This is a genomic window from Flavobacterium notoginsengisoli (assembly GCF_042686225.1).
Lineage (GTDB): Bacteria > Bacteroidota > Bacteroidia > Flavobacteriales > Flavobacteriaceae > Flavobacterium > Flavobacterium notoginsengisoli.
In genome coordinates this window covers 1-6,330 of record NZ_JBHUOT010000022.1, presented here as the reverse complement: position 1 = coordinate 6,330, position 6,330 = coordinate 1, and the positions used below count along the sequence as shown (strand labels likewise).

The 6,330-nt window shown below is 40.9% G+C and carries 2 protein-coding genes; both read left to right on the top strand.

All coding sequences use genetic code 11. The features are described 5' to 3' along the window. The first annotated feature begins 77 nt into the window (after nt 1-77). On the top strand, nt 78-3,551 hold the full coding sequence (locus ACFS3A_RS26655; protein ID WP_379828765.1) for a non-ribosomal peptide synthetase: 3,474 nt from the start codon (nt 78-80) through the stop codon (nt 3,549-3,551). Between the two features lie 12 nt (nt 3,552-3,563). Next, nucleotides 3,564-6,330 (top strand): non-ribosomal peptide synthetase (locus ACFS3A_RS26650; protein WP_379828764.1); only part of this gene is annotated, 2,767 nt, incomplete at its 3' end.

Below are 6,330 nucleotides of genomic sequence, written 5' to 3'. Positions count from 1 at the left end.
ACAAGAAATCCCTGCCTGAACCGGATAGTTCTGTATTATCGACAAAGCAATACGTGGAACCCCGAAATGATGTTGAAATGCGATTGGCCGCTATCTGGCAGGATTTGCTGGGAGTTGAAAAAGTAGGCATCCATGACAACTTCTTTGAGTTGGGAGGACATAGTTTATTGGTTGTTCAATTGATTTCTCGTTTGCAAAAAAACGATTTTCATATAACGGTACAGGATATTTTTGAAAGCCCTACGGTAGCTTCAATGAGTGGGAAGCTATCCTCCTTGTCGGTGGTTTATCGTGTTCCTGCCAATGGCATCATACCTGGATGTAATTGTATTACTCCCTCGATGATTCCATTGGTTGATCTGAGTCAGGACGATCTGGATAAAATAATAGAAAACATTGCGGGAGGCGTTTCCAATATTCAGGATATTTATCCCTTGTCTCCTTTGCAGCAAGGGATCCACTTTCATTATTTAATGAGTGACGATACGCATGGAGATCCTTACATCCTACCGAGCCTGCTCTCGTTTTCAGACAAAGAGAAGCGAGATACTTTTATAAAAGCGTTGCAATTTGTTGTAAACCGCCATGATGTTTTACGCACTTGCATTTTAAGTGAAGGTTTGCCTCATGCTGTGCAGGTTGTTTTGAGGGAAGTGTCTTTATCTGCAGATAGTTTGGAATTGGATGCATCAAAAGATATTTTATCGCAAATAGAATTAATGATAGCTCCGGGAGGTCATTGGATGGACCTTTCAAAAGCACCTTTATTACAATTAAAATTAGCTGATGATCAGCAGCATGATTGCTATTATCTGGTATTATACCAGCACCATCTTATTTTAGATCACGTCGGGTTGGAGAAAATCGTTGGTGAGGTTGGTCTGTATTTATCAGGAGAAGAATCAAGTCTTCCTATTCCTGTTTTGTACCGTGATTTTATCGGTCATACACTACACTCGCAATCGGTCAACAATGGAGAGACCTATTTTAGGTCTTTATTTGGAGTGATTCAAGAACCGACATATCCTTTTAATATCTCAGGTGTTCTGGGTAATGGATCAGGTATCGAAGAGTCCAAAGTTCTTCTTTCAAGGGAATTAAGTACCGAATTACGCCATTTTTGCATAAGACTCGGAGTAACCCCGGCGGTATTGTTTCATGCAGCTTACGGACTTGTGATAGGAAGATGCAGCAACAAGGAGTATGCTGTTTTCGGATCTTTATTTTCAGGAAGACTTCAAGGTTCTGTTGGTGCGGCTGATTCTATAGGTTTGTTTATCAATACATTGCCGTTGTTTTTGGAATTAAAGGGTAGTTTAGGAGAATATTTGAAACAGGTCAAGGATGGATTACAGGATGTGTTGTCTTACGAACAAACCCCTTTGTCCCAGATACATCACTGGAGTGGTATCTCTAATGATGTCCCTTTGTTTAGTGCGATATTAAATTACCGCCATTCGACATCTTTACCATCATCAGGTCAGGAAAGTGATACTGTTTTGGGCATGAAGATCTTAGCAGGCCATGAATGGACCAATTATCCATTTACATTTAGTGTAGATGACTATGGTACTGATTTTGGTCTGACAGCTCAGGTAGATTTAAGTATTGGTTCAGACCGGATCATTTCTTATATGGAACAAGCCTTGATTGGACTTACAGAAGGAATAAACTTAGAGGAAACAGGAATTCAGAGCCTGGATATTTTGTCCAATGATGAGAAGCACCAGCTTCTGGATGTCTTCAATGCCACAGGTGTTGATTATCCATTGGATAGGACGGTTGTTGATTTGTTCGAGGAGCAGGTGGTAAAGAGCCCTGATGCGATAGCGGTTGTTTTCGAGGGAGAGCAATTGAGCTACCGTGAATTGGACGAACGTTCCAATCAGCTTGCGCATTACCTGTGCGGTAGGGGCGTTGTTGCCGATACCCTTGTAGGGATCTGTCTGGAGCGCAGTGTTGAGATGCTGGTCGGAATACTTGGTATCTTGAAATCGTCTGGTGCGTATGTTCCTATCGATCCCGAGTATCCAGTAGAGCGTATCGGCTATATGCTTGAAGATGCAGCAATACAGCTGGTTTTGAGCAGCTCTGCAAGCCATGCGGCATTGAAGGAACATCCGGTATCGGTGCTGTTGCTGGATGATCAGTGGGATTTGATCTGCGGTCATCCATCCGGTAAACCCGATACTGTATTGCTGCCCCATAATCTGGCCTATGTGATCTACACCTCTGGAAGTACGGGCAGGCCGAAAGGCGTTTCAATTATGCATAAAAGTTTAGCGAACTTTTTATTAAGCATGACGGACCAGTTGGAAATGAAGGATTTAAAAAGTTTTCTTTCTGTAACTACCTATACTTTTGATATTTTTTATCTAGAACTTTTTGTACCCTTATTATTAGGGGCAAAAGTTATTATGTTGGATAATATGATTGTTAGGGATGCAGATGCGCTTCGCTCAGCAATAGCGAATTTCACTCCTGATTTTATGCAGGCGACACCATCAACCTGGCAAATGTTAGTGGATAGTGGCTGGCGTAATAATGAACAAGTCGTTGTTTTAGTAGGAGGCGAAGCCATCAAAGAATCATTAAAAGACAGTCTTACTGTTATCAGTGAGACAGTCTGGAATTTATATGGTCCTACCGAAGCTACGATTTGGGTTACAGCCCAGAAGTTAAAGCATCTGGAGAAGGTTATTATTGGTAAAGCAATTGATAATGTTCAACTTTATATATTGGGTACTCATGATGCAATACTTCCTCGTGGTGTAGTTGGCGAGTTATGTATTGGAGGTGTTCAATTGGCTAAAGGTTATTTGAATCAAGAAGAATTAACACAACAAAAATTTATAGTTAATCCTTTTAAAGAAGGAGACCGTTTGTATAAAACAGGTGATTTGGCTCGATGGTTGCCTGATGGCAGTGTTGATCTTTTGGGAAGAAAAGATGATCAGGTCAAGATTCGTGGACATCGAATTGAACTGGGAGAAATAGAGAATGCCCTGTCTTCATTATCGGGAGTAATTCAGTGTTGTGTATTGGCCAAAGAAGATGTAAGCGGCAACAAACGCCTGGTAGGATATGTGGTTATGGAAGATGTGCTAGATAAAAAAATACTTCAGGAAGCACTGAAAGAAAATCTACCAGAATATATGGTTCCCATGATCTGGGTTGAGTTGAAAGAATTGCCGTTAACTAGCAATGGGAAGTTGAATAAAAAAGCCTTGCCTGATTATGATAGCGCCGAATTATCGACGTGTGAGTATGCGGAACCACGTACCGAAACAGAACACCAACTTGTAGCTATTTGGCAGGATTTGTTGGGAGTGGAAAAGGTTGGGATCTACGATAATTTTTTTGAGCTAGGCGGACATAGTCTGCTAGCTACTCAATTGGTTTCTGTAATTCGTAGGGAATTATCAATAGAAACTTCAATTCGTAATATTTTCAAATTCACTACGGTTGAAGATTTAGCATCTTATATAGATTATAAAATCCGTAAGCTTGATAATGAGACAAATGAATATAGTATTAGTATCAATATATAGTTTTAATAAAATATGGAATTTTTAAGTTTTTTTCGAAAATTAGATAAAGAAAAAATAAAGTTAGTATTAAAAGACGGCTCATTAAGTATTAAGTCAAATGCTGAAATAAACCCTAATTTAATTTCGGAAATAAAAGAAAACAAAGATCTTATTATTAGTTATTTAGAAAGCTTAGAAAAAGAAGATACTAGAAATGAATTATTAGAAAAGATTGTTTCTCAAAAGAATGATCAGCGTTCACGTATTCCTTTGTCCTTCAGCCAGGAGCGTCTATGGTTCCTTGACCAGCTTCAGGGCAGTACTGAATACCATATTCCGGTTGTGCTTCGACTGCAGGGATCGCTTGATGTTTCGATATTGGAGCAGACCCTTCAGGGAATAGTTTCTCGTCACGAGGTGCTGCGTACCCTTCTTCTGTCTGAAGAGGGTATAGGCTACCAGGAAATAATAGGAGCGCAGGACTGGCATCTTGACTATGTTGAGATGTCGGAGGGCTCCATGCTTGAGCAGAGCCTTGAAGGTTACCTTGGTTCTGCGTTCGACCTGTCCAAGGACTACAAGCTACGGGCATGTCTGTACGATTTGGGAGGGCAACAGTACATACTGGCTTGCGTGTTCCACCACATTGCCAGCGACGGCTGGTCGGAAGGTATACTTAGCCATGAATTTATGGAGCTTTACAGCTCGCTTCAGGCGGGAAGGGAAGCCATGCTTGCGGAACTTCCTCTTCAGTATGCCGACTACGCCATTTGGCAGCGCAAATATCTGGAGGGATCGGTTTTGGAGGATCAGTTAGTATATTGGCAGGAAAAACTAAAAGGGGTAACCACTTTGGCACTTCCGTTAGATTATCCCCGTCCTCCTGTCCAAAGTACTTCAGGGGCAAGTGTTTCAGTTTTATTGGATAAGGCGATCATTTACCCTTTGGAGTCACTATGTAGGTATGAGGGGGTTACCTTGTTTATGATGATGTTATCAGCCTTTAAAGTGCTTTTGTCCCGATATAGCGGACAGGAAGATATCTGTGTGGGAACCCCGATTTCCAACCGTACCCAGTCAGAGCTTGAAGGTATGATCGGCTTTTTCGTGAACACCCTGGCGCTTCGCAGTGATCTTGGAGGCAATCCAAGTTTCAGGGAACTTTTGGCAAGAGTTAAGGAAACCACCCTTGGAGGTTATGACCATCAGCTTGCACCTTTTGAGAAGGTTGTTGACCGTGTTGTCACCACCCGTGACAGAAACATGACACCGTTGTTTCAGGTATTATTTGCATTACAAAATACGCCCGCGGCATCAAAAGAATTGCAGTTAAAAGACATATCTGTTTCAGATTACGAGTTTGAAAGAATTACTTCCAAGTTTGATTTGATGCTAAATATTTCAGAGAATGATCTGGGGATTACATTAAATATGGAGTACAGTACCGCTTTATTTGATAAATCTACTATCGATCGTATGCTGATGCATTACCAGAAGTTGTTGATAAGCATTTGTAGTGATATCACTCAGCCAATCGATAGTCTGTCCATATTGACTTTGGAGGAAGAAAAGCAGTTATTGCATGTTTTTAACGACACTTCCTTTGATTATTCTCAAGATAAAACAGTAGTGGATCTATTCAGGGAGCAGGTTATCAAAACTCCTGAAGCAGCAGCGATTGTTTTTAATGAAGGGAAGATGTCTTATAAGGAACTGGACGAGCGATCCAATCAATTGGCCCATTATTTGAATTCATCTGGTGTGGTTGGAGATTCCAGAATAGCAATCCTTTTTGACAGAAGCTTTGATATGATTGTTGGTATGCTTGGGATTTTAAAATCAGGATGTACATACGTCCCCTTGGATCCATCATTGCCATCTAATCGATTATCCTACATATTAAACGATTCAAATGTAAATTTCTTTTTGTACAGGGATGAATCCTTATTGTCAAGTTTATCTGTTTCGGAATATACTTTCTTAAATCTGGAAGAATCCTCTGGTTATGAAACTTCAGAAGTTTCCAGTGAAAGGGAACAGTGTTCGATAGCCTATGTAATGTATACATCAGGAACAACCGGTGTCCCCAAAGGTATTGCCATCAACGACAAAAACATTATCACCCTTATCAACGATCCATCGAGCAAGATTTCAGTTACCGGTTCGGACCGGGTATTGCAATGGTCGAATTATGCTTTTGACGGATCTACGTATGAGATTTTCGGAAGTCTCTTAAACGGGGCGTGTCTTTATTTGATAGATAAAGCCACGGCTTCCGATGCAGGTGCTATCGCTCAGACCATAAAGAGGTATGAATTGAGTATTATCTTTGTAACCACAGCTTTGTTTAATTCTTTAGCAGAGTATGACTTGTCGTTATTGTCGAGTTTGAGGCTGTTATTATTCGGAGGGGAAAAAGTTTCCGTGCCACCTGTTCGTAAAATGTTGGCAGCATTGGGATCGGACCGGATACTTCATGTTTATGGACCTACAGAGACGACAGTATATGCTGCCTGTCATGCTATTTATGAGATAGCTGATGATACAGACACCATTCCAATAGGTAAACCACTAACCAATACCCGTTTTTATGTTTTAAATTCCAGCAACTCCCTATTGCCTGTCGGGGTAGTTGGCGAGCTGTGTATTGGAGGGTCCGGAGTATCGTCAGGTTATCTTAATCAAGATGAACTGACAAAAGAGAAGTTTGTATGCAATCCATTTGTGGAAGGAGACATCATCTACAAGACAGGAGATCTTGTCCGCTGGCTTGAGGATGGCAGTATTGATTTTATAGGCA